We start from the raw sequence: 25,096 nt of genomic DNA, 5'->3' as shown, positions 1-25,096 counted from the left end.
CTGGCAAGGCTGGGACGGAAGTCGCTGTCGTTCTCAAAATCGGTGGAGCTGCATGACAAAGTCATCGGGCATTATCTGAACATAAAACACTATCAATAAGTTGGAGTCATTACCTAAAACCTTACCGCTCTTTCGCTGGAATATTTAATCAACACGCCTTCACCTACAGGACTAAATCCTTCCTGATCATATCGTCCATAGGTGAACACATAGATCATATTTTTAAAGTGTATTGAAACGAAAGCATGTCCTGCACCTTGGGTTTCTGTCCAGAGGAAAACGCCATCACTCAGTTCATTCGTTTCTGCAATACACTCTCCCGCAAGGTCATATTGACCAGACTGGCTACAATCAATTCCCGGAGCAAACATCGTATCAGCCTGTGAGCCAGCCAGAAACGATGTCTTTCCAGCTCCTCCTGCATCTGAAATTGCACCAGCCGAACTCTTCTCATACGTATCATTCATCATCGACGGAATAAACTTAGCCTTACATGGACAGGTACTGTAGCTATCGAGTGTTCCGGCCATTCGCCTGCCGTGTATGGTATCGTTGTCGATGCCACCGGCTATCCTGTAAAGCCCGGGATATTTTCCACAGGTCACGCTGTCCTGCTCACGCGCAACCAGTTTATCAAACAGAGTGTGATCCTCGGCGCCCGAGGTAATTCTCCCGCCGCAGGTCGTTTTGTCACCCTGCACCAGATAAAAACCTTCTGTTGGCATATGTTTTCCTTTTAGTTGTATTCCGTCCTGTTACCCACAAAGCACCGCACTGCCTGCCGGGTCGAGCGCAATCAGACCGGCCAAAAGCTGGTCCATCTCAGGCTGAAGGCGTGACTTATCGGTTTCACTGCGTGTGGCTTTCATGCGCAGCAGTCTGAGGCGACGAGATTTCACTTCAAACAGCAGTGTCGGTGTCCACTGCGTGAGGGTGATTGACCGTGCGGCGCTATCGAGCTCACCCAGCAGATGCAGGGCCAGCTCATTTTTACCCTTTTGCTCGGCTATGCGGGCCATCAGCAGGCGCAGCAGCCATTTGTCTTTTGTAGAGTCGCAACCAGGATGGGTCTGGAGCCAGTGAAGTGTGGCATCCAGACCGTCAGTGTCCGCTTTATCCAGCGCTTCCGGCTCGAGGAGCAGGATATCGTTATCTGTCTTACCAGCAGCACTGACCGACTCATCCCGCCAGCTGGACAAATCGTCCAGCACGCTCTGATTTATCCAGTTGAGCGTGACCTCATCGGCAAACGGCGTTCCGTCATTAAAGGCCAGCGTTTCAAGTCCTGTGAGACGGCTCAGCAGCCCTTTCAGATCGGCGATGATGATATCGGCCAGCACATCGTGCCCCAATTTCACCAGAGCCTGGTGGATATACCACTGCAAATCCAGCCAGAGGTGATTAGCACCACGCGAGAAGGTGCTGTCCGCCTGCTCCAGTATCTCCAGCCAGCTCTGTTGCAGGTACAACCGTTTAAGCATGGCCCGCTGGTCAGCCCGCGGTGGTTCGATACGTGTTTTCCCTTCGGCATCCGGTGCAGGGATCGCTCTCAGCGTGTCATGGCGCAAGCTTTTCATCAGCCGGTGTGCGGCTAGCCAGCCATCAGGCTGCTCGCGCAGATATCCCGTCAGGGTACGGGCCTGGGCCAGCAAATCCTGACCGGAGGTGATGCGGTTCAGAACCGGCGCATCTGACTCGGTCGCATGCGTAAAGGGCTGTGACTGCGCCTTATTCCCTGCGTTCTGCGGTACCACGGCATCCACACCCCCGGCCTTCATCAGGCGAGACTCCAGCCCGCTGTACAGGGCATTCAGCTCTGGCCGCGATGCTTCCGGCTCGGTCTCCAGACGGGTACTGATGAGCAGCAAGGCCCCGGCGGTACGCTGTGCATCCTCGCGGATGACCTCCGGAAACAGTGACAGACTGTCCAGGACACGGCTACCGGCAAGCCATTCCAGTGCAGCCTTGCGGCTTCGGTCCCGCTGCGGGTGAAGCTGCATGCCGTAGCGCTGCAATAATCCGGCAAGCAGTTCAAGCCCTTCGGCAAAGCCGGCTTCGCCATCCTGGTGCAGTCGCGCCCAGCAGTAATAGGTCGCAATACGGATGTCTTTGGCTGTGGTGGTCAGTAACTTTTCAGCAAGCGTGCATATCAGTTCGGTATCAATTCCGGAGAGCTTATTAACCTCTTCGCGGATACGCTGAAAATCATCGTCATATCCCGGGTCTTCCCCGGTCGGACTGGCTACGCTTACCGGAGCAAGCCAGGGCTGCCAGTTATCCGTGCGCGTCTGCGCCTGTTCACGCAGCTGAGCATCGTCAGCCTGACAGGCGATAACCAAATTCTGCAATGTGCTCATTATTCGACGCCCTCCATGTCATTGTTTTCCGTATTAGCCATCAGCGCCTGAGCGGTGGCCGCGCTGTCGACACTGAATATGTGATCCGGCAGCGTGAAACCACGCAGATCCAACAGCGCCAGCGGGCCTTTTCCGAGTTGTGAGCGCAGCACCCACTGCAGGGTGCGACCATCCGGTGCAGTAAAGCTCATCATCCACTGGCTGCGGTCCAGCTGCTGACGCTTGCTCAAGTCCAGCCAGCGGATAAAGCCCCAGGTCCCGCTGTAATCCCCGAACAGACGCGCACTGGCGTTGACCGTGGTCCATGTCAGCATCGTTCCCGGTTTGTAAGTCTCTCCCGGCCAGCGGAAGCTTTGCCAGTCGGCCATCTGGTTGAAGTAGTGCAGCTTTTGTCCATCAATGGTTAGCTGCGTCTCCACCACCTGTGGCACAGGACGCGCCTGCAGCTCAAAGCTGATGCCCTGACTACCATCGGTGAACAGGATGTCTGACAGCTGGCTCAGCTGGTTAATGGCCCGCAGGAAGGCCGGGTTAAAGTTCAGTCCCTGGCTGTTGACCTTATCCGGTACCCACTGGCTGCCCTCTTTGTGCAACACACCGTTGAGCTCTGTCGACAAGAAGCGCTCTATCCGTCCACTGTCCTTACGGACAAATTCAGCCAGCATCGGTAAAGAGGCATCGCTTTTGCTGGCAGCAAACGGGAAACGGCCGTCAAAGGCAGTTTGCCAGTTCGCGACAACCGAGCGGCTCCATTTGTCATTCAGACTGGCTGCCGACGGCTGAAGTACGGTCTCCCAGGCCTGGGTCAGCGGCTGCACAAACATTGTGCTGCCAAATCCGCTCCACTCCTCACCAAGACTTGCCGAAATCAGGCTACCGTATTGCTGAGTGTCGGTGAGGTCCACGCTTTTGCCCTGGAATACGGTCTGCGCCAGGGTCTGCATCATTGCCTGCGGGTCAGAAGCGCTGGCCACCTGCTGCAGTCGCAGACGCACGCGGGTGATACGGGTCAGATACGTCTGCAGACTCAGGGTGTTGTCCGCCGACATGACATTACCACCTTTGTTTTTACCCAGAAGCTGTAGCAACGGGCCAAAGGTTTCATCGAGCGGCCCCTGTGGGCCTGACGCAGACTGGTCAATCGCCGGTTTATCCTGTCCGCCGACCAGGTCTTTAGCCGATTTGATGATGGAATCCGAAAGGCCTTCGTTTTGCTGGCCGGTTTGCCCCTGCCAGGCGAGGGTGTTCATCAGGGCAATCAGTGGCGACTGGCGGACATCGCTCATCAGCGTCAGCTGGTCGGTAACGTCCGCAATATTGTTTGCCGGGTTCCAGTGCAGACTGTTGAGGAAATTCAACCAGCTGCCGGCAAAGTCAATGAAATAACGCTCTGTCAGACGTGCTTTGAGCGCTTCCGGCGACAGATCTGCCGATACGGCTTTACGGGAATCGCTCAGCACCCAGTCGATTTCATCCCGGCGGGAATTTGCAGCCTTTTCGATAGCCTGCTGAATGCCCCCTTCCCAGGCCTGGCGGGTGAACATGCCCGGCACGACCACCTCGGTAGTAAAAAGTCGACGCGCATCGGTACCGCTGGTCATGTCCTCCAGGGAAACATCGGCGAAGTTACGACGCACTGACTTGAGCATATTTTCATACAGGGTGCTTTCAGCGTTACGACGCCCGATTTGCTGCAGCAGCACCTGGCGACTCTGGCTCACCAGCTGCGCATCCGGTGTGATTTTCCACTGTGGCTGCGCGGGCAGCTCGGCGATATAAAAAGCCCACAAATCCGGCACCAGGCTTTGCCACAGGCCGGTTGAAATCCCCATCCGCGTGGGCTGCACGGCTTTCAGGGTCTGTGCATAAAATGCGCCATCGACTTTATCCGGACGGGCCATCATCAGCCAGGCTTTCAGCTGGTCATAACCTGGCTTCGCCAGCTGTGCACGCTGGTCGCTGTTGGGGGCAGAATTTGTCAGCGCGGTGAGCTTCTGCTTAAGCGCTTCATTTGCCGGGTCGCGTATCAGACGGTTGTTCGCCACGCCGTACCAGGGCAGCATCGCGTCGAACAGCTGCTGGTTATGGTCCAGACCAAAGCGCTGATACCAGGGCGCACCGTCCTGAATATGATGCTGCAGGCGACCGGCTTCATTACGCAGGGTATGCAGGGCCGTCAGCTGATAATCCGATACCGAGGGATGCTCCACCAGATTGCGGGCCTGACCTGCCACAGAGGAAATCTGACTGTAGTTCAGGGCAAAAGAGAGCAACAGCCCGGCTCCCCAGACCCCGGTGATAGTCATCAGCGTCCAGGCGAGCGTCTGCTCCCACGCCATACCGACCCGGCGACCGCGCACGCGGGTACAGTCATCAACAATCCCCTGCCAGATCACCGGCAGAGTCAGGGCATGGCGCTGTGATTCCGGGACATATTCGTCTTTTTCCTGTGACGCACCGGCGTGTTTATTGTCCGGCAGGCTGAACATCAGGCCACGCAGCGGAATGCGCTGCTGTGAGCTATACAGCCACGGCGCCAGTTGCCGGGCCCGGCGGGCGATACCGCCGTCACTGAGGTACTGGCCAAGGCGCAGCAGGAAGTCATGGCGGGTGTTCTCAGCGACCTGGCTCACCCCCTGCGCCCGCAGGGCCGGCAGCATCAGTTCAAGCTGGCGGGTAATATCGTCTTCCCTGGCGCGTGGCGGGAAGCTGGCCCCCACCGCCTGCTCAGGGCGCGTCGCCTGCGGCCAGGCGCTGTCGCACAGCTGCCACAGCCAGACCGGGGCTGAGTAATGCAGCAGCTCGCTGAGCTTTTCCAGCCCGCGTAAATCGTTGTCGCTGATTTGTGGGGTCAGGTTAAGCGACTGCGGCATGACGCGGACAATACCGTCCAGTGGGCGCCCGCGACGCAGTTTACGCAGCGCGGCGTATTTTTCTTTATCAGGCTCAGCAGTCAGACTGCCGCCGTAAATCAGAACGGTACGGTTACCTTCAAGCCACTGGTTTTCCTGCAGGCCAGGTACCAGCAGTTCGATTGCTTCCTCATCGCCAGTGATTAACAGCAGACGGGTTTTACGACGCCAGTAAAGGCCAACACGGGAGCGAAGATGTCCCCGAATCTTGTTACACATGGCCACTGCAGGGTGAACAGGCGCTTTATCATTTTCCCGTTTCTTTTTCTCATCATCACCGTTGGTATTGTCGACAAGCGCATTAAACTCCTGCTTACCGGCACTACGAACTGCCGCCAGAAGCACTACGGATACGATAAGGGCAGATCCTGAAATACATCCGCCGGCGATGAGCCAGTGAATTTGCTGCTGACTTCCGTCTTCAATCCCGGCTATATCCGGGTGCTTCCAGACCATGAACGTCATAACGGCCAACAGCAAAAAGAAAATCAATGCGACAGCAAGATAGCGGCCTTCCGTAGTCTTCGGTGCTAAGGGTAGCTTCACGGATCCATCTCCTGTCGGGAAGCAATCGGGGTAATGAGCGTGCTCCACAGCACATTCTGTGTGGTATCACCGCAGATAATCATCTGTGGTAACTGAGTTTGTCGGGCAATTTCGGTGGCGGCAGCGATAGCCAGCCAGGGGGCCGCGGCACCGGCATGTCCCATAGATGTATCGAGCGAAATGACGGCTTCGTCCTCTACAGATTGCGCAGGGTGCGCATTCTGGCACGCGATAACTTCTGCACGCTGCTCACCCGTCAGCCCGGCAAGCCACATATTTTTCACGATATTTTCTCTGAGCGGGGCGTTATAGGCAGCCATGTTCATCCCCTCCCTCAGCTCACCGGTTGGAGCAGCATCTGGCCGATGCAGCAGCGCGAGAGGTTCGAGAGCCTCCTGCGTCAGGCGGTTGCCAAGAAGTAGTGCTACACCGGCTTCAGCTGTGTTGTCAGATTCGGCAGGCTTTAACTGGAGACCCACAATCAATAGCATTGCTTTATCTTTAATACGTTCATTCAACCAACGGTCGATTACACTGAGCCCACTCCCCTCACCATATTCAACAGGAAGAGTAATATTGCTATTTTGCCAGGTTTCATCCCAGTAATGGCGAATACTCTCCAGAGGCAGCGATGTTGTTACATCAAAAAATATGACCAGTGGTACTTTGTCAGGGATATGTGCGAAAGGAATGCCAGCAATCAACTTCGAAAAAATATTCGTTATCACAAATTTTAGCGAGTCCTGCGGGCTAGAAGAAATTTGGCTCATCCTGGAGCTTTCATTACCATCCCGGTCGACCTGCGAAACAATAATGCTATCGTTATTTTGCATCGCAATAGCTGTATCTTTCTGAGCAACTGATGAGTGGCCGGTAATGAATGTTGCATTCAGCACCTGCAGTGCACGACGTGCCTTACGGGTTTCGCGAAGAATCCATTGTTCTCGTTGTTTGTCGAAAGCATTTGCTTTGCTATCCTGCAATGCCCACAGAAGCAGACAAGAAGCAAACGGAACACTCCACAAAACGATAGGCACACCTAAAGCAATTTTCCAAAAATACAGGTTTTCAACATAACGCCCAAATATACGCATTAATATAACACTGACCGAAAGCATGGCAATTAGAGCAATAATCCAACGAGAAAATTTCAGAGGCTTAGGTCTGGGGTAGCATTCTGGCAAATGTTTAAGTGTATATAACATTCATTCTCTCATATTACAGATTAACTAAATTGGCTTTGGGTAAATATGAGGTGAGGGAATAATTTACTTAAAACCACGTGAAAGGTCACAATCAAAAAAGGTTCATTATTTTAATGAACGATAAACACGTCAATTTAATTTGGTCGTTGAAATAGACCTCCATTTCTTCAGCATGTAATTTAGCAGTTGCTTATCGTTTTTTAGATTGTAATCTGGAACCGGAGGGCTTTCTCCACCATACCCACCGTTTTCAACTATGATATGCTCTTCCCCTCGTAGGGAATATTTTACTCCATTTTTATACGCGAAATACTTTACAGTAACTGGGTCTATCCCACCAATACATCCAATTTTATAAGCAAATAAAACAGTGCCTTCGCCATCGGCAAAACTATTGTTTACTTCAATTGATTCTTTTATCAAATTCAGATTAATATCCACTTCACAGTCATTAACATAATCATTTAGAATCCAATCATCCTTTCCCTTCGTCACCTGTTTTACTGACAAATGTTCTCCAATGTTATTCTGGTTAATCTCCTTTTTTATCACCAGTAAATGCTCACCAGAATTGTCTTTCCACCTTACTTTAGGGGTTAGATCTTTAGCAAAAGTAGAGCTCACTGGGTACAAAAATAATATGCAACTCAACCTAAACAGCAGCAAAAGTGCCGAATAACAATTCATCAATAATACCCTTTATTTAAAATGAGATGCGAACTTCAAAACTCACAAGCTATTTTTGTAGCATAAACTTATTTGCAGTTTTGCAAGCTAAAGTTCCGTCAGGAAGTGAGTCAAACAAAGAGGTAAACTTATATAGAACTGTTTCCCCATTAACTTTCTTAAATTCAATAAAATACCCATAGGCACCATCATCATCACATTTTTTTCTCATAGACTCCGGTAGTGCAAAAGATACATTCCATACACACACTTTTTCATTTGGGAAAACTGCCGATGTGTTAACAGGATACTTAGACTTTTTGTCCACTCCCCAACCATAGTAAACCTCAGATACATTAACAAGTGTACTGTATTTATTTTTGATAAGTAAGTCACTTTCAATATATCGCTTCACTTCTTTTGAAGCCATTTCAATCAACAATTTCTTGTTATTTGTTTTGAAAATTTCTCTTAGAGAATCTATATTTGATTTATCCATACACTCTACTGCCAGTACAGAGGAACTGTAACAAAGTGACAACGCTAAAACATAATGATACTTCATATTACCTCCAGTATTAAATTTTTTATTTATCACCTTGTTCTTTCATCTTCATTCGAGGGTAGATTGGCTCCAAGGCTTTCACGCAACTCTGCAATATTAGACATTGTTGTTTTCCTCAAACCTGAACTTATTGTTTTTTGTGCATAAGCATAATATGGCTTAGGTACATAGAACCCTATCAATTCATAATGTAACCGCCCATTTATATAAACTTGATACAATGGATTTATAGTAACACTATCTCCCTGATTTCCGCCAAGCACACCTATTTCACCATCTTCAAAAAAACAGTATATAAAAGCAACGTGCCCTGTCCAAGATCCTTTTTTCCGCAAAACAACTATTGCACCGTATATAGGTTGAGATATTTTTATAAAATTTTTGTTTTTCGAGAAAGATTGAGAACTGGCGCTACCAGATGTCGAATACCCTGACTCTTTAAGGCAATAATTTATAAAAGAAGCACACCACGGATTAGAATTACCAACCATGGAAGACATATTAATGCCAGTCTTCTTATGGTAGTTTATTCCGCCATCGCCTTCCTTTACACGCCCCCATTTCCATCGAGTCTCTCCCTCCTCGAATGCAACCGCCATCCACGGAGCCTCTCTCTGATCATGAGGTAGTAACGCAATCGGATTACCAGAATTTTTCCCTCCAACTGAATCAAGTGTTTTTTTATTTTCATTGTTTATACTATTTTTTTCAGGTTTTTTAATAGCTGGTTTTGAGGCTATCGGATTTGCAACTGGCTTTTCAGTTTGACCAGACGTAACATTGCCACTTTTGTCTATAGAAATTGATTGTCCCGGGTATATTTTATTAGGATCTGATATATTATTCTGCCGCGCAATATCATCAACATACACACCATTTTTTTCTGCGATCTTCACCAACGTGTCCCCTGGAACAACGGTATAGTTCGAAGGCCCATTAGCATTGACACCATATATAGTCAAATGCTGGCCAGGGAAGATCTTACTCACATCTTTTATATTATTGTTTTTGGCAATCTCATCAGTGCTTGTCTTATAACGTTCGGCAATTTTCGAGAGAGTGTCGCCTGACATGACTGTATACTCAATCGGTTTTTGAGTACTCTTCGCACGTGGAACTTTGGGAGTATCGGCAAGAGTTTTTGCAGAGAATTGAGAAAAATTTCGCGTGAGCAGTATATTCTTCGTTTCATCCCCAGCAACTGCTGAATAAACAACATCCTCTTTTCCAGCAGAATTAGTATATTTGACGACAATAGCCATTCCTTGTTTCGTATGAATGATTGTCTTGAGCTTGCCGTAAGCGTCTGTTTTCCACTCGTAGCTAGTGCTTCCGAGCGTCACTTTAAATGGCACATCAGCAACTGGGCGGGAGCCGTCTGAAACAGTCACATTTGTCACATACACCCATTTTTCGGTGCCCGGCTTCAAGCCACCTTCCTTTTTGCTAATTGCCTTGATTACCTTACTGAATTTTGAATCGTCAAGTTCTCCTACTTTCTCCCCCTGAGCGACCCCACTTTCAGACATGATAAAATTGGCATAAGCTTCAGGGTTATTACCATCATTCCCCGGAGCATATTTTTTCATCATTTCTGGAATAGTAAAATCCTTATATTTTCTTTTGAGCAGAGATCGTTTGGCATTATCACCAGCTTCTATGCTAGAAAATATTGCGAATGAATGTTTGTCTGGATTGTAGACAACTCCAATACCGATTTTTCCTTTCTGATTTTTTACCGAAATAAGGTTTCCTGGGTTATTGAATCGCCAATTCAGTGAGCCCCCAGTTTTTAACAATCTTGTGCCATTTGATGACTCATATTCTACCGTTTTTGTCGATGCATGATAAATAGCATTTATAAAGCGCATTTTAATTAATCCTCTCTGCTATTTGCCTGCAACTTCAAACTTGGCATCATCTAATAAAACAGGCGTCATGTGATATCCGGTCTCTGCAAGAAATATTACGCCATCAATACTGACACTTTTTCCTAGAAGTCTTTTATTTGCTTTATAGTCATTACTATCACGCATTATCAACTGAACGTCCTGATTCCAGTTTTGGTTGTCAGTATCTGCGTCTGTTACACACGTGAGTGGCTGTTTTAAATGCAATATCCACTCATGTAGCTTCTCATCATTCGCTTTATCCTCCCCCCAGCCAGGAGGGCCGTAGTATAATTTTTCGCTAACAACTCCTGTCAGACTTACTTTATCCCCTTCCTTTAAGCAAGTAGCAGATGCACTAAAGCTAGAAAGCACGATCATAAAGCAAAAAATAGACTTCCAAATTTCCTTTAACATAGATCACCCTGTCGTAGTTAAATTTAATAGTTTTGCGATCATTGATTCTGTTAGCGCAGAAGTATGATCTTCTGCTGCCTCGGTATCATCCGAATCGGTATCAGACTCCAGTGATTCTATATCTTCCGCACTATCTACCTCAGCCTCTTCGACTGATGTTGGAAGCTCTTCTTTGAGCCAAGTCTCTCGCCCTATGATTAAGTTTAATGTATCGCTTTCAGGCAGCACTATTTTTGGGAAGCGACCTGAACTGTCTACCGTGCCGGTCGACAGGATTTTCCCATTGCTGTCAGTAATGTTGTATGGCTGATTTGTCATCCAGTCCATACTTTGGCTGACACTATCGGCGCCAGGGAAAGCAAAACGCAAGCTTTGTTCGCCAGGTTCCATTACAGGAAAGACAGGCAGCGTGACCTTTTCTGATGCGCTTGCCTTACGCCCATAATGTCCTGCTTTCGTACGATATTCACCTGCAGTAGCAGATTCAATCGCACTTGCATCAATCCTGATATAGCTCCCACCACCATTCAGAGTCAGCTTCTTCTTCGCGATGATTTTTATTTCATCTTCCGTGCTTACGATGCTGATTTCTTTTCGTGCCAGCAATGCCATCAGATCGTTCTGCGCCTGTACCTGTACCGGTCCCTGGTTTGCTATCAGCTTTATGCCCAGCTTACGCACAAAAACGCTCAGGGCATTGCCCACCCCGATAAACAGATTTTTCACCACGCTGACGTCTGCATTTTTTCCGGCGGTGGCAATCAGGTTCTGACCGGCCGATACATGCAGGTGCTGTCCGCTGGTCAGCGCCATCCCCTCCGGTGCGCTCATCAACAGCACCGACTTTTTAAGGTCCGTCAGTTGCTGTTCCAGCAGCTGAATCTGCGCCTGCAGATCGGCCGGGTTTGCGGTCGCCTTCTGTGCATCATCTGAGATGGATGTCATCTGCTCCCGTGCATCGCCGAGGTTGCTGACTGCCGGCTGCATCTCCAGCACCTGACCCTGCGCCTTCATCTGCCCGTCAGCGCTGATAAAAATCCCTTTCTGTGCCCGGATGGCCCCCCAGCTGTCCGTCCTGAGCTCAAAACCCTCACCGCGCTGCTGTTTCTCGCTGTCGACCAGATGCCCGAGGTTCAGCTGGCTCTTGCCGCCGTACTCCGTGCTGACCTTGATATGCTCTTTCCCGCGCTCATCATCCAGGCGGATTTTGTTATTCGCCGGGGTGCGCAGGACGTTACGTTTGTAGTTGCGGATGGTGACGTGGTCGCCGTGCGCCGAGTCGTGCAGCACGCCGGCAATGTACGGCCGGTCCGGGTTGCCGTCCTCAAAACCAATCGCCACTTCGGTTCCCGCCAGCAGCGGCAGGTGCAGGCCGTAGGTATCTCCTGCGTACGGGCGGGACTGGCGCACCCACAGGCTTTCGAATCCGGTTTCCCAGTTATCCCGGTCAAACAGCATGTTGACGCGGTAGCGCCCGTCCTTATCGATATGCCCGTAGGTGTCATTTTCGGTGGTACTGGTGATGCGTGCCGGTAAGGTGCCGGCCATCACCGGGCGCGAGCCAGGCTCCGGGCGGAAGCTGAAATCCGGGCTGTCCGGGATACCGTCAAACCTGACGCCGAAGTCCTTATCACGCCGCGCATGGCTGTGCATTGCCGTGACGACCACCCCCTGCGCAAACACGTCCGCCACTTCATACCCGCCGGTGACTTTCAGCCGCATCCCCGGAGAGAGCGTCGGACAGCTGGTGACGGCCCGGGTCTGCGTCTGGCCATTCAGGTAGCGCTCATGACGGATGCGGGCATAAAACGCCCCGGACTCCGGCGCCGGGTTGCGGTCGTGGGAATTCCCCGCGGTCAGGTAGTTATCCGCCCAGTGATAGGCATCACCATACGTGGTGGCATCCCCGCGGGTCGCATCCACCAGGGTATTCATGTCCTCCGTGGCCTGACGGTAGTTGTAGTCCCGGGTGCTGACCTGCTTCTGCACCACGTTATGGTGGCTCTCCATCTCCCACACCGAGTCCACACCCTTCGAGTGCTGCCCTGACGGCGGCACCGACGGCAGCGTCAGACCGTTCTCATACCCCTGCTGGCTGTCGTAAAACTCCACCACGTCGATGTTCAGCCGTGTGTCGGTGGTAAAGCGGAACCAGATACCGACCTCGCCCAGCAGGCGGGTGATAAAGTGCAGGTCGTTCTCACCGTACTGCATCACCTGCTCGCGGCGCGGGTACTCTTTTGACAGCGAGAACAGAAAATCCTGGCCGCGCATGCCGTGGCGCTCGCGCAGGATTTTTTCCACGATTTGCGGGACAGCCATGTCCTGATAAATGGCGTTCTGGTGCGAACGGTCAAGCAGCGCCAGGCGTGGCTGGAGGGTCAGGGCGTAATGCGTTTCGTCTTTTGACGTGCCCAGGCGCTCAAAACCGGTCACCACCCCCTGAATCACCCGCACCGGCTGCTGGACTTTGATGCCGTAACCCTGGTCAACCGGGGCCTGCAGCGTCAGCGAGCCGGGCTTCATCAGCATCATCTCCCTGCTGATGGCGTGGTTACCGCTGGTGAACTCAATACGGTAGCTGAAAGGCGTGCTCAGGGCTTCATCACCTTCAAACGCCAGCACATCGGACTCTGCGTCACAGCCCTTCACCGAAAGCAGGTGGTGGTTATGACTGAATCTTAACGGAGGATTGTTGCTCATTGTATTCCTTCACATCGGCAGAGAAATTATGTTCTGAAAGACCAGACATGCATTAAGTGAGTTAGTCACCGACTGATCTTTTAGCGCTCATGAAGAAAGATCATGACTCTTTAAAATTGTTTAATATACAAGGTAAGATCTTATTATTAGTTTATTTCTGAACATTAATCTCATATTTTTTTTGAAAATACTGCCCAGCACTAGCAACAACCCCCCTAATATTGATGGTTACAATTCCTTGTAACTTAGGCTTTCCTTCTATAGTAAAATTATCATATATATGTTTGGTGTAATATTTTTTTCAGCGAACACCAGTTTCAGTCCAGAATCTGATGGATGAATTTCATAACTTAAATCAACAACCGGTCCTGTACCTCCAGAGATGGTGATTGGGACATAATACTCCTGACCTATATATCCATCTGGCAACTTGTTGGGTTCAAATCTAAGGTGATTGCTACACCCAGTCAAAAACAAAGAAATTACAAAAGCTGTTAGGCAATGATTCATTTTTGATTATGGTATTTTTTTAAATACCATTCCCCCAAAAGTATGGCTTAGAAATTCACCTAATGTTAATGATACTAGAAGAGAATTATCTTTAACTTCATCCCAAGAAAAAAGCTTCAGTTCAATTAAAACATCACTAATCGATCGAGCTGGTCTTGAATTTATTTAATCTCTAATGAATAGGTTTTATCAATTCTACTAGTTTTCGTGTACATAGAGCCATAAGTATAGCCAGATATAGAAACCTTCACCTCACCTGATTTTAATGGCACCCCAGTAATAATAATATGATTGTATATAGGCAATCCATCTTTTCTTTTATTTGTAGTTACTACATACAATCCTATATCAGAGGGATAGATATTTACGCTTGCATTTTTATCAGTCAGAAATGCTGGATTATCCTCTAGACCAGCTCCGATAGTAATCTCTTGTTTATAAATCACACCGACTTTTCCATTCGGCAAGGAATCTCCAGGTGGATTATAATCAACATGAGATGAAGAGCATGATGCACTCAATAAAATAATGGAACATATAACCATTTTATAAAGCATATATTATTTAATTGGTCTAAAAACCAACCCTCCAAATGTATGTTTTATAAAAGAATCCAAACTAATGTTATTCTTCAGCTGACTTCCAACAGTCCCCCACGAGAATAGATTTAAATCCACAACATCTTCACTGGAGGTGCGTTCAGATATAACTACTCCATTACTGCACTTCACTTGTTCAGTCCAAACTATCCAATGATTCTTTGATGAGCTATCACCAGGAAAATCCGATAGCATGCCAGCAGAGATTAAGCTTACAACTTTATATCCTTTGCCAATAAAGTTATTCATATTTATAATATCTTTTAGATTTGAATGCGAGAGACTTATATTGTCGAATATTTTCTCATATCCTGCTTTCTCAAACCATTCACTCAATTTCCCCCACATAGTTATTCCTGCGACCTGATCATTCACTTCATCATAACTCATTAGTGAATTTTCAGAATCCCTCAAGCTAGCCAATGTAATCCAGTCCAGGCCTGATACTGTCTCTCTACCGTAATCATCATAAAAACTACCTTTGGGATGCCTACATCCGTCTCCTGGCAAGATCTCCAATGCGCTTATTTTTGTTTTCCCATGCAACCAAAGTTCAATAGCTGCTTGTTTATAAACATCCGGCCTATCCATCTGCAGACAATAAAAAAATGATGCAGGTCCGCACAAGCTAGTCCCCCCTTGATTAGGATAACTGACATAATTCATTCTTGATGCAATCTGGCTCTCGATCTTTTTTCTATCGAATGGATCATCAGCACTACCGATAGGATGTTCTTTTGCTATAAATGCTCTTTCCAGACAAGTTATCTGTACGCTATGGATATTGTCATCTTCGTTATCATTAACCGGCTTTGTCTGCGCTTTAGTCTCAAAATAGCAGACGTTTTCGCGTTTATTTTTAGAGTACGCTTGCCCTGATGCCATTTCACCAAGTGTGTACATTTTTTTCGCAGGCGATGAAAGCACAGAAACCAACTTACCGCCGTGCTTGCGATACAAGTTCATTTCCATAATGTAGATTACAGACAGATCATCCTCAGTTTCATTCGTTTCATGGGACTGAGTTTGATAATTTGGGGTTACTGGTTGTTGCGCCACTGACAGTAGCATATGTTTTTTATTATTGGCATCAGTTCTATACACATTGAGATCATAAAAAAGGTCGACTGCTGAAACATTCGATTCAATTTTTGTATAAATATTATACTTAGGCATTAATAGCCTCCGGCATCATATGTAGCAGAACATCCTGAGTCTGTGCAGACGTAAACAACTTCGTATACCCCTCACCATCACTAACACCCTCTATTACTGAACCATCAGCCAGAAATGCCTTGTATGGGGTATTAAGCATCGGTACTCCATTATCATCTACACACAAATAACGAATATTATGGCTGCCATCATCTATAGCATTGGCTAAAGGTGAAATAACAGGCTTATGCTGCGCTCTCGTCTGTCTCGCGTAATGCCCTGCTCTTGTCCTGAAATCTCCCATAGTGGCTGATTCAATAGCATTGACATCCAGAGTTATGTAACTCCCCCCACCGTTTACCGTCAGCTTCTTCTTCGCGATGATTTTGATTTCATCTTCCGTGCTGACGATGCTGATTTCTTTTCGTGCCAGCAATGCCATCAGATCGTTCTGGGCCTGTACCTGCACCGGCCCCTGGTTCGCGATGAGCTTGATCCCCAGCTTACGAACAAACACGCTCAGGGCATTGCCCACCCCGATGAACAGATTTTTCACCACGCTGACGTCTGCATTTTTTCCGGCAGTGGCTATCAGGTTCTGCCCGGCAGATACCTGCAGATGCTGTCCGCTGGTCAGTGCCATTCCATCCGGCGCGCTGAGCAGCAGCACTGATTTTTTGAGATCCGTCAGTTGCTGTTCCAGCAGCTTGATTTGCGCCTGGAGATCGGCCGGGTTTGCGGTCGCCTTCTGCGCATCATCGGAGATGGACGTCATCTGCTCCCGGGCATCACCCAGATTGCTGACCGCTGGCTGCATCTCCAGAACCTGGCCCTGTGCTTTCGTCTGGCCATCAGCGCTGATGAACATCCCTTTCTGTGCCCGGATGGCTCCCCAGCTGTCCGTTCTGAGCTCAAACCCCTCACCGCGCTGCTGTTTCTCGCTGTCGACCAGGTGGCCGAGGTTCAGCTGGCTCTTCCCGCCGTACTCCGTGCTGACCTTGATATGCTCTTTTCCGCGCTCGTCATCGAGGCGGATTTTGTTGTTCGCCGGGGTACGCAGGACGTTACGTTTGTAGTTGCGGATGGTAACGTGGTCGCCGTGCGCCGAGTCGTGCAGCACGCCGGCAATGTACGGCCGGTCCGGGTTACCGTCCTCAAAGCCAATCGCCACTTCGGTGCCCGCCAGCAGCGGCAGGTGCAGGCCGTAGGTGTCGCCGGCGTACGGGCGCGACTGGCGTACCCACAGGCTCTCGAACCCGGTTTCCCAGTTATCACGGTCAAACAGCATGTTGACGCGGTAACGACCGTCTTTATCGATATGCCCGTAGGTGTCATTTTCGGTGGTGCTGGTGACGCGGGCCGGTAAGGTGCCAGCCATCACCGGGCGTGAGCCAGGTTCCGGGCGGAAACCAAAATCGGTGCTGTCCGGAATGCCGTCAAAATCAACCGCAAAGTCCTTATCACGGCGAGCATACGTGTGCATCGCCGTGATGACCACGCCCTGCGCAAACACGTCGGCCACTTCATACCCGCCGGTGACTTTCAGTACCTGACCCGGCGAGAGGGTCGGACAGCTGGTGATGCCCTGCGCCCGGGTCTGACCATTCAGGTAGCGTTCGTGACGAAGGCGGGCATAAAACGCCCCGGACTCCGGGGCCGGGTTGCGGTCATAGGTGCTGCCCGGCGTCAGGTAGTTATCCGCCCAGTGATAGGCATCACCGTACGTGGTGACATCCCCGCGGGTCGCATCCACCAGGGTGTTCATGTCCTGCGTGGCCTGACGGTAGTTGTAGTCCCGGGTGCTGACCTGCTTCTGCACCACGTTGTGATGGCTCTCCATCCCCCACACCGAATCCACGCCATGCGAGTGCTGGCCTGACGGCGGTACCGACGGCAGCGTCAGACCTTTTTCATACCCCTGCTGGCTGTCGTAAAACTCCACCACGTCAATGTTGAGGCGCGTGTCGGTGGTGAAGCGAAACCAGATGCCGACCTCACCCAGCAGGCGAGTGATAAAGTGCAGGTCGTCCTCACCGTACTGCATCACCTGTTCACGGCGCGGGTATTCTTTTGACAGCGAGAACAGAAAATCCTGACCGCGCATACCGTGGCGCTCGCGCAGGATTTTTTCCACGATTTGCGGAACCGACATGTCCTGGTAAATGGCGTTCTGGTGCGAGCGGTCGAGCAGTGCCAGACGTGGCCGGAGCGTCAGGGCGTAGCGGGTTTCATCTTTTGACGTGCTGAGGCGTTCAAAACCGGTCACCACGCCCTGAATGGTGCGCACGGCCTGCTGCACTTTAATGCCGTAACCCTGGTCTACCGGGGCCTGCAGCGTCAGCGAACCGGGCTTCATCAGCATCGCCTCTCTGGCGATAGCGTGGTCACTGCTGGTGAATTCAATACGGTAACGGAACGGCGTGCTCAGGGCTTCATCGCCTTCAAACGCCAGCACGTCGAGCGCGGACTCACATCCTTTCACCGCCAGCAGGTGGTGGTTATGGCTGTATCTTAATGGTGGATTATTACTCATGCGTCCACTCCCTGTTTCACATCAAATTCCAGCCCGATCCCCTCTTCCTCACTCCAGCTAAAGCGTAATGACTGTGGTTTCAGTTTTGCGGCCATGTGGGTCAACAGTTGCTGACTGAGCACCGGCAGAATTTGCTGATTGAGCAGGCTGTCGACGTTGCGCGCGCCGGTGTCCGGCAGCAGGCAGGCGGCGGTCAGCGCGTCATACAGGCTCTCATCAATATGCGTGGTCAGGCCGTAGTGTCGATGCAGGCGCTTGCTAACCTGTAACAGCTTCATTTCCACGATGGTACGCATGGCTGCTTCCGCCAGAGGACGATAAATCACGGTCTGGAAGCGGGCCAGCAGCGCCGGCTGGAAGTGATCGCGCAGTATCGGACGCAGCAGCTCGTGAAGATCGCCTTCGCTGGCCTCCGGCTGTTCGTCAAGCAGTTGCATCAGGTGGTCGCTGCCGAGATTCGAGGTCATCAGAATGACGGTGTTGCGGAAGTCGATTTCACGTCCTTCGCCGTCGCGCATAAAGCCGCGGTCAAAGACCTGATAGAACAGGTTCATCACGTCGCGGTGGGCTTTTTCGACTTCATCGAGCAAAACCACACTATACGGGCGCTTGCGCACGGCTTCGGTCAGGATCCCTCCCTGACCATAACCGACGTAACCCGGAGGGGAGCCCTTCAGCTGGGAAACCGTATGCGGCTCTTGGTATTCTGAGAGGTTAATCGTAATGAGTGACTTCTCACCGCCGTACATGACATCGGCCAGCGCAAGCGCGGTTTCGGTTTTCCCCACCCCGCTCGGTCCCACCAGCAGAAACACGCCCTGCGGACCATTCTCGGAGGTGAGACCCGTTTTTGCCGCACGCAGACGCTGGGCGATGGCCTCGAGCGCCACATCCTGCCCGACCACACGTTTACCCATTTCATTTTCGAGGGTCAGCAGTTCGGTCTGCTCATCTTTCATCAACGATGACAGCGGAACGCCTGTCCAGTCAGCAATCACGTTGGCAACGGTGCGTACATCTACATCCAGGGAGAGCAGCGGGTTGCTGTGCTGCATGCCGTTCAGTTCCTGCTGCAGCGCGTGCGTCTCGCTTTGACGGGAGATGTCCTGGCGGCTTTCCAGCAGTTGTTCGGTGAGTTTCAGTTCCTGCCCGTACTGCGTTTCAAGCTCGTCGAGAGCAACGATAAGAGCGTTCTCTTCCTGCTCAATGACGGTCAGGCGTTCACCATGGCTCTGATTGCCGATAGCAATATCTTCCAGCAGCGCCTGCTTCTCCATTTCCAGAGAGGTAATCTGCGAGCGAATGCAGGTCAGCTGTTCCGGCACCGTGTCGAGGCTCATGCGGACGCGCGCTGCAGCGGTGTCGAGCAGATCAACCGCCTTGTCCGGCAGCTGGCGGCCCGTCAGATAGCGGCGGGAAAGCGTAACTGCCGCGCGCACCGCATCGTCGGTAATGTACACGTCATGGTGCTCGGCGTAGCGGGACTTCAGACCACGGAGCATCAGGCAGGCGGAGTCATCGTCAGGCTCATCGACTTTTACCATCTGGAAACGACGCTCCAGGGCCGCGTCGCGTTCGAAGTACTGCTTGTACTCGCTCCAGGTTGTGGCCGCAATCGTACGCAGTTCGCCACGCGCCAGCGCCGGTTTTAGCAGGTTCGCTGCATCGGCGCCTCCCGCCTGGTTGCCCGCGCCGATGATGGTATGCGCTTCATCAATAAATAGCAGGACCGGGGACGGGGATTGCTGCACCGCATCGATGACGTTTTTCAGCCGCTGTTCGAACTCGCCTTTCACGCCTGCACCGGCCTGCAGCAGGCCCAGGTCAAGGGTACGCAGAGTGACCGTTTTCAGTGATTCAGGCACATTACCCTCGGCAATACGCAATGCCAGACCTTCAACCAGTGCGGTTTTCCCTACGCCCGGCTCGCCGACCAGAATCGGATTGTTTTTGCGGCGACGAGAGAGGATATCCACCATCTGACGGATTTCTGTGTCACGGCCAAACACCGGATCGATCTTCCCTTCCTTCGCTTTGGCGGTGACATCGAGGGTGAATTTATCCAGCGTGTTCTGCAGCGCAGGGCTCAGTTCCCCCTCTTTCATTTCCGCACCAGCCGGACGCCCGACAAACTCCACCTCACCACCGTGGTTCTGTGTCAGCTCGGCTTCGCGCTGCATTTCCGGACGTTCATCCGATTGCGCATCCAGCAACGGTCGCAGGCGCTCCAGCTGGCTCTGAGCAAGCGTTAACAACGGCCAAAGGCCGTCACAACGTGCCAGTTTTGGTTTTTCCACCAGGGCCATCAGCAGATGGATGCTGCGAATGTGCTCTTCGCCATTGAGTGAGGCAAGTAGCCAGGCTTGCTGCATCAGAGTCTGAATGTCATCAGAGAGCTGGGGCCGATGGCGCACGGAGCGAGGTTGTCTGTCGAGCCAGCCAAGTAAATCCTGCCAAATGCCATCCATATCCCATTCATAGCGACGCGCCAACACCGTCAGGTCACCTTCCCCCTGCTCCAGCAGCTTCAGCAGCCAGTGCTCCGGCAGAATTTCGGCATGGGCACGGGTCTGACAGAGCGAAGCTGCGCCTTCCATCGCTCGGGCACAGTAAGGGTTCAGACGACGTAACAGGATGGCTGGATTTTCCATGAGATTCTCTCTTTGTCGGTTCCTGGACACGCTACCGCCCCTCGCTGTTCACCAAAGCGCATAAGGTCAGGCAGGCAGATTGTTTTTTCTTTGCTGAGTGCCCGCATCTCAGGCACTCAGCAAAAAACTGCGGACAGGAAAACCTGCCCGCATCAGGATTACGCCGTGGCGCGTTCGTTCCAGGAATCGGAATGAATGATGTTGCCGTCTTTGTAGGTCCAGGTGATTTTTTCGTAACGCAGTTCAACGCGCTCAAGGTGGTTGTGCTTCTCTTTAGAAGGATCCTTGATGTCATACATTTCAGGATTCACTTTCACTACCTTCACGTTTTCCAGTTTGGTGTTGAAGTACTCCACTTCCTGGCCCGCGTCGTTGATTTTGTACCACTTGAATTCAGCGGATTTCAGGGTCTGACCGGTTGTCACCGCCTTGTACAGATACGGGCTGGAGGAATCGATTTCCTTCGTGAACAGGAACGGCGTGTGGATACGGGTGCCGGTCAGCTTGCCGGTATTGTTGTCGGTTGGGATGTACAGGTTATGCTCCTGTGCAACCACTTCGATGCTGCCTTCACGATCCTGAACGTCAACAGACCCTTTGATGTCCGCGCCGCCGTCGTCCTTCAGCCAAAGATAAACAGGAATTGCCATGGAATTACTCTCCATTGTGTAGTGAAGCGCCATCATCCTGCGATGGCGCCGGGTGTTTGCCGGGTATCTGACAGGCATTCGCCTGCGGTACCAGACTGATTTCGACACGGCGGTTGAGCGCACGCCCTTCCAGGGTGTCGTTGGTTGCGACAGGACGGCTTTCGCCATAGCCCTGCACCGCAAAACAGCTTTCGGGCACGTCGCCCGTGTCCCGCATCCAGTTGCGTACCGCTTCGGCGCGTTTCAGAGACAGCGTCTGGTTAAGTTGCGGATTGCCGGTGTTATCGGTATGCCCAGACACGACAATCAGCCAGCCCGGTTTCGCTTTGATGCCAACCAATGAATTCACCAGCATCCTGGTGGAACCCGCTTTCAGCACGGACTTGCCGGAATCGAACAGCGACATGCTGTCGAGCCTCACTATTTTCGGTGCTGGTTTTGGGGTTGGCTGCGGTTTAGGAGGCGGCGGCATATACGAGCGGATCGCTTCCAGAAGAGGCATCCGCAGACGTTCCCCCTGATAAAGCCCCAGACCCAATCGGGCCGGTACGCCGTTACGTGCATAGTCATCCAGCAGCGCTGCATTCTCACGAAGGACCTCAACGGCGCTAGCTTTCGGGCCGTAGTCATCCATGGAGAGGCTGTCATAACGTGCTATATCGAAGCTCACGCGATGCAGCAACTGGCGATTGTTCCAGCCACTGCTCAGCAGCGCGGCGATGGCCGCCAGGGTGAAAAGACCAAGGGCACAGCGCCAGGTGCGGGCGCGGGGAGTAAGTCCACTTCCTTCCGGTAGCAGCGGCAGGATGAAATCCGGGAAGGGTGATATCACCGTGCTGTCCGTCCCTACCGGTTGCCAGCCGGCTACCTGCTGAATGGCAGTATGACGCGATAACCATGCCGTCCAGGCAGAGGACGCAAGGCTTCCGGCAAGAATCGGTCCCATTCCCCACAGCAGCGCTGCAGGTGCAATGACCGGAACATCAGGATTCTCATCGATGAATACCGCCTGGACATGCTGATGGAACCAGCTCATCAGGCTGTTCATCAGCACCTGCTGCTGCATTACAGGCGCACCGCCAGTGGTGACCCACGCGGCGATCGAACAAGGCGCATTCGACTCACGCCAGACAGTCCACCCTTCACCCGGAATAGCGGCCTGCCAGAGCATGTCATCCGTCATCGCGCTGCCAATCTGACCATTCAGAATGAGTGGCACAGATTGTCCCGTTTCTTTACGCAACTGGCTGACTTGCCAGCGCAGAGCCAGCAGACGACTTGTCAGGGCTTCGCTGTCGACATGTTTCTGCGGGCAGACACTGACCATCACCGACAGCTGACGCCCCCAGTCCGGGCGCTGCCACAGAATCTGACGGGCAACCTGCTCCAGATCCTGATGGTCCTCAACGCGGATCCAGCATCCCTGCGTAACGATCAGTACTGGTGACTGCTGCGGCCAGGTCAAAGGCATATCGCCACAAACCAGCACCACAGGTTGACGGTAAGTGGTTTCAGGAAGATCATCCAGACGCAGGTTAACGTCATGCTCCGCACGAGGTCTGGCGATATACCAGAACGCGACGATAACCCCGATCATCGCCAGCAGAACGAGCACTGAAGCCAGCCGGGATAACGGCAGAAAAGCCAGGCAGACCACAGCACTCAGCAGGGCAGCCCACAGCGCAAGCCCGCGCTGTTGTACAGGACTCATTTTACGACTCCCGGCAACAGGGTCAGCAGCATCTGATCGAGCCAGCGATCCAGTCCCCACCAGAGTGCGGCAAGAACAATCACGCTCAGGCCGATACGCGCGGGCCATGACGCCAGCCAGCCTCCCGCTCCCCGTCCGCTGCGGCTCTCTGCCAGAACGGGATGGGTCTGCGGGTAGCTGAACGGTGTAACACGCTCGTTGAGGGCGCTGACCAGCTTCTGGCGTTCCGGATCGTTTAGCGCACGAAAGTTTCCCAGGAATCCGAGCATCATTACCCGCTGGAAGCAGGTCACGACTGCGTGGTCTGGAGCCGGTTCACGCAGCACATCGCGCATCCGATCGCACAGCGTGTCGCCGGCATCCATGGTGCCGAGGAAGTGCCCCTGCAGTGGAATGTCATACCACTGCACACAGGCGTCATCTTCCACACCGCGACCTTTGACCGCTTCATCCAGCAGCGCACATTGTGCAGTGAGGATATGCTTACAGCTGGCTTCATCGAGTTCGCTCGCTTTTAGTTCACGCTGAACGCGTTCAACTTCAGCGATACAGCGTTCCCACAAGATCCGACCTTCGCCTTCCTGAAACTGCGGGCCATAGCGAAGGCTGATGACCTGAAGCCAGGTATCCTGCAGCAGTGCGTCAATATCAACAGACACGACAGCGCCGTGTTTACGTTCACTCATGTTCTCAATACCGCAAAGAGTTCAAGTTCAGGCTCGCCGAGCATGCCCGGGACGTAAAACATACATGTCCCACTCTGGAGCATTTCAGTCGCCAGAGGATGGGAGAGATCGAGACTGAAATACTGATTTTCCAGGCGCAGTGGAATGGCGGCAGGCACATGGCGCAGCGGCGTCAGCGGCACGCCCACGCGGGAAGAGTTGACGATCCCCCGCACATGGTCAGGGCTGCCCACCTTACACTGGCGCGGAAACTGCTCCTGCAGTTGCGCCACCGGAATCGGTGAACGCACAGAAAGATAGTAATCAGCCCCCTCGCGCAGACGCGGGTCATGCAGGCGAGCCTGCCAGAAATGCAGCCGTGGGTCATAGTCGAGTGCCAGGGCCACCACGCGTGACGGCAGGCTGGCTTCAAGCAGATCGCCAAGCAAATCAAACAGCGGTGGAAATACCGCATTGAGTTGCTCGTGATGCCAGGCCGGTATGGCGCTCACCTGATGTTCCAGGGAAAAGGTCAGCAGGCTCCCCGCAAGGCGAGAAAGTTCCGGATACAGACGTTCCGGTGGGCTTTGAAGATTACGCTGGAACTGGCCCAGCACGGGCTCGGCACTGTTCAGCGCGTTGAGCAGCCAGAACAGTGATACATCTGCCACAGCGAAATCAGCCATGCGCTCATTGCTTTCACGCCGCATTGCCATCAGACGGCACAGTCGCGCCCGCAGTTGTGTCAGTAGTTGTTCCAGTTGGGTAACCAGCCAACGGCTGCCCTGGAGGGTCAACAGCGGAGGAAGAAATGTTTCATCCAATAGCCATGTCCCCTGCGAGTCTTGCTGCAGGCGGGTGACCGGACAAGTCAGATAATCGCTGTTGTTCTGATGGGCAAAACGCAGCGTCAGTTCAGGCTGCATCACGGCAATCTGACGAGTATCTTCCCCGAAGGTATTGCGTACATCCCGCCAGCGCTGACGATATCGCACCGGACGCTCGGCCACCTCATCGGGTTTCAGGCAGTTGCCGCCGTTCGCCCGCAGTAGCGGGAGCGCCAGCACCACCGTCACCTCCTGCGATTCGCTTTCAAGCGACAGTACCGGTGGCAGCGAATCAGCATTGTCTGTATCAATCAGCGTACCGTCCTGAAAACGGACATGCAGATGACGGGCCTGAAGACGTCCAAGCCTGAGCGCTTCCGGCTCGAAGGTAGCATTTATTACCCCCCACGGGCAGGAGAGGCCCAGCCGGGCAATACACTCGGCAGACCAGGCCGCATACGCGACCTGTTGCTGAAAATGCTGGGGAGCGACCATAATGCCCCTACCCCATAACGGTTGTTCCGTTTTCATCGGC

17 protein-coding genes and 1 pseudogene are annotated in these 25,096 nt (G+C 52.1%); 1 reads left to right on the top strand and 17 read right to left on the bottom strand.

Translation table 11 applies throughout. The features are described from left to right. On the top strand, positions 1-99 hold a 99-nt coding region (locus FHC48_RS20895; RefSeq protein WP_000641146.1), incomplete at its 5' end, for an IS1 family transposase. Between the two features lie 347 nt (positions 100-446). Here FHC48_RS20895 and FHC48_RS20890 read toward each other — a convergent pair. The 17 genes and pseudogenes from FHC48_RS20890 to tssK form a co-directional block, all read right to left on the bottom strand. After that, positions 447-725 (bottom strand): annotated as a pseudogene (locus tag FHC48_RS20890) (PAAR domain-containing protein); the annotation flags it as partial. A 30-nt stretch (positions 726-755) separates the two neighbouring features. Further along, on the bottom strand, positions 756-2,357 hold the full coding sequence (gene tssA / locus FHC48_RS20885) for a type VI secretion system protein TssA (RefSeq protein WP_045334247.1): 1,602 nt from the start codon (positions 2,355-2,357) through the stop codon (positions 756-758). Then, on the bottom strand, positions 2,357-5,815 hold the full coding sequence (locus FHC48_RS20880; protein WP_059362661.1) for an ImcF-related family protein: 3,459 nt from the start codon (positions 5,813-5,815) through the stop codon (positions 2,357-2,359). The genes tssA and FHC48_RS20880 overlap by 1 nt, the downstream gene beginning before the upstream one ends. Beyond that, positions 5,812-7,020 carry a hypothetical protein gene (locus FHC48_RS20875; RefSeq protein ID WP_039266810.1) on the bottom strand — a complete coding sequence of 403 codons (1,209 nt, stop codon included), beginning with the start codon at positions 7,018-7,020 and terminating at the stop codon, positions 5,812-5,814. The genes FHC48_RS20880 and FHC48_RS20875 overlap by 4 nt, the downstream gene beginning before the upstream one ends. Positions 7,021-7,149: 129 nt before the next feature. Beyond that, entirely contained in the window at positions 7,150-7,707 is a 558-nt protein-coding gene (locus FHC48_RS20870; RefSeq protein ID WP_039266811.1) for a M949_RS01915 family surface polysaccharide biosynthesis protein, read from the bottom strand. Positions 7,708-7,756: 49 nt separating this feature from the next. Then, entirely contained in the window at positions 7,757-8,251 is a 495-nt protein-coding gene (locus FHC48_RS20865; RefSeq protein ID WP_072253802.1) for a sugar ABC transporter permease, read from the bottom strand. Between the two features lie 29 nt (positions 8,252-8,280). Further along, positions 8,281-10,122: a TIGR02594 family protein gene (locus FHC48_RS20860; RefSeq protein ID WP_045334242.1), complete on the bottom strand. Its 1,842-nt coding sequence runs from the start codon at positions 10,120-10,122 to the stop codon at positions 8,281-8,283. 18 nt (positions 10,123-10,140) lie between these two features. Beyond that, entirely contained in the window at positions 10,141-10,557 is a 417-nt protein-coding gene (locus tag FHC48_RS20855) for a DUF4431 domain-containing protein (RefSeq protein ID WP_039266813.1), read from the bottom strand. A gap of 3 nt (positions 10,558-10,560) precedes the next feature. Continuing rightward, the gene (locus tag FHC48_RS20850) at positions 10,561-13,260 is read right to left on the bottom strand and encodes a type VI secretion system Vgr family protein (protein ID WP_220420584.1); all 2,700 of its coding nucleotides are present in this window, start codon (positions 13,258-13,260) and stop codon (positions 10,561-10,563) included. Between the two features lie 671 nt (positions 13,261-13,931). Beyond that, positions 13,932-14,237, bottom strand: coding sequence for a hypothetical protein (locus FHC48_RS20845; RefSeq protein ID WP_129694129.1), 306 nt, complete (start codon positions 14,235-14,237; stop codon positions 13,932-13,934). A 93-nt stretch (positions 14,238-14,330) separates the two neighbouring features. Beyond that, a complete protein-coding gene (locus tag FHC48_RS20840; RefSeq protein WP_045334236.1) occupies positions 14,331-15,545 on the bottom strand; it encodes a hypothetical protein in 1,215 nt (404 codons plus the stop codon). Next, positions 15,538-18,057, bottom strand: a complete 2,520-nt coding sequence (locus FHC48_RS20835) for a type VI secretion system Vgr family protein (RefSeq protein ID WP_059362667.1) — start codon at positions 18,055-18,057, stop codon at positions 15,538-15,540. Before FHC48_RS20835 ends, FHC48_RS20840 begins: the two co-directional genes overlap by 8 nt. Next, positions 18,054-20,708 carry a type VI secretion system ATPase TssH gene (tssH, locus tag FHC48_RS20830; RefSeq protein ID WP_059362670.1) on the bottom strand — a complete coding sequence of 885 codons (2,655 nt, stop codon included), beginning with the start codon at positions 20,706-20,708 and terminating at the stop codon, positions 18,054-18,056. The genes FHC48_RS20835 and tssH overlap by 4 nt, the downstream gene beginning before the upstream one ends. A gap of 158 nt (positions 20,709-20,866) precedes the next feature. Next, complete coding sequence (gene hcp, locus FHC48_RS20825; protein WP_023325816.1) at positions 20,867-21,358, bottom strand: type VI secretion system effector Hcp; 492 nt, start codon at positions 21,356-21,358, stop codon at positions 20,867-20,869. A gap of 4 nt (positions 21,359-21,362) precedes the next feature. Next, positions 21,363-23,069: an OmpA family protein gene (locus tag FHC48_RS20820; protein ID WP_059362673.1), complete on the bottom strand. Its 1,707-nt coding sequence runs from the start codon at positions 23,067-23,069 to the stop codon at positions 21,363-21,365. Continuing rightward, positions 23,066-23,755 carry a type VI secretion system protein TssL, short form gene (tssL, locus tag FHC48_RS20815; RefSeq protein WP_059362676.1) on the bottom strand — a complete coding sequence of 230 codons (690 nt, stop codon included), beginning with the start codon at positions 23,753-23,755 and terminating at the stop codon, positions 23,066-23,068. Before tssL ends, FHC48_RS20820 begins: the two co-directional genes overlap by 4 nt. Further along, on the bottom strand, positions 23,752-25,092 hold the full coding sequence (tssK, locus tag FHC48_RS20810) for a type VI secretion system baseplate subunit TssK (RefSeq protein WP_025912766.1): 1,341 nt from the start codon (positions 25,090-25,092) through the stop codon (positions 23,752-23,754). Before tssK ends, tssL begins: the two co-directional genes overlap by 4 nt. Positions 25,093-25,096: the final 4 nt, after the last annotated feature.

Origin of the sequence: Enterobacter sp. EC_50 (assembly GCF_019584525.1) — a bacterium.
GTDB lineage: Bacteria > Pseudomonadota > Gammaproteobacteria > Enterobacterales > Enterobacteriaceae > Enterobacter > Enterobacter roggenkampii.
Note: the sequence above shows the minus strand (reverse complement) of the source record. Positions and strands in the feature narration are given on the sequence as shown.